Here is a 1,194-nt window from a genome sequence, read left to right as displayed (position 1 = left end):
CAGGGCAAGATCACGAACTTTACCTTGACTTAAAAGTATGATCTTATACTCCTTTTTTAAGGAGCATTCTCATGCTTGATATTCAGCTATTTAAATATTTCGAATCAATCGATGATCCTCGCCAACAAGGTAAAGTGGTTCATAAACTATTTGATATCATATTCCTAGCCGTCAGCGCTGTTGTGTCTGGATGCCAAGGCTGGGAAGATATTGAAGATTTTGGTCATGATAGATTAGATTGGCTCAGGAAATATGTCCCCCTAGAGCAAGGCATCCCCCGCCATGACACAATTGCCCGTGTATTAAGCCGTATTGATATGACGCAATTTCAAGATTCTTTTTCTTCTTGGATGAAAGCATGCACTAAATTAACCCAAGGCGATGTTGTGGCTATTGACGGGAAACGGTTAAAAGGGTCTTTTAATCAATCGGATAGGCGCGATGCACTTTATATGGTCAGTGCATTTGCATGCGAAAATGGTGTTGTTTTAGCACAATGTCCTGTTGATAAAAAGTCGAATGAAATAACAGCGTTACCAACACTTCTTGAGTTACTTGAAATAAAAGGGTGCTTAGTCACAATTGACGCCATGGGATGTCAAAAATCAATTGCAGAAAAAATAGTGAGCAAAGAAGCTAATTACCTTCTTGCAGTGAAGGCAAATCATAAAGGACTCCTGTCGCAAATAGAGGGGACTTTATTACCGGAGATAACACGACAAGCGTCTGCAGGGATTTTGTTTAATGAAGCAGATTATCAAAAAAGTAGAGAGGAGTTTAGGTGTTGTGCGGTGAGCCATAGCGTAAGCGATTTATCAGAAACGAGACACTGGGAAGGCGCAAAGACAGTGGGTGTTATTGTTTCTTACAGAAAAGAAAAAGGTAAAATAAGCAATGAGTTATGCTATAGATACTATATCAGTTCAGCACATTTAACGGCGGAAGAATTGGCAAGGTCAGCGCGAGAACATTGGCAAATAGAGAACGGCTTACATTGGCGTTTAGACGTAGGGTTTAAAGAAGATGAGTGCCGAATTAGGCGCGAAGGTGCAGCGCCTGTATTTGCAGGGCTAAGGCATATCGCATTTAATCAATTAAAGGCTGAAACCAGTTTTAGTAAAGGTATGCCAGCAAAGCAGAAGAAAGCGATGCGCAGTACAGCTTATCTTGAAAAGGTATTGAATTTATAGTGTT

At 40.5% G+C, this 1,194-nt stretch carries 1 protein-coding gene; it reads left to right on the top strand.

The features are described 5' to 3' along the window. The first annotated feature begins 71 nt into the window (after window positions 1–71). Window positions 72–1,190, top strand: coding sequence for an ISAs1 family transposase (locus I6F40_RS19575; protein ID WP_166379703.1), 1,119 nt, complete (start codon window positions 72–74; stop codon window positions 1,188–1,190). The last annotated feature ends 4 nt before the right edge of the window (window positions 1,191–1,194 follow it).

This window comes from Pseudoalteromonas sp. SWXJ133 (assembly GCF_015864365.1).
Classification (GTDB): domain Bacteria; phylum Pseudomonadota; class Gammaproteobacteria; order Enterobacterales; family Alteromonadaceae; genus Pseudoalteromonas; species Pseudoalteromonas arctica.
Note: the sequence above shows the minus strand (reverse complement) of the source record. Positions and strands in the feature narration are given on the sequence as shown.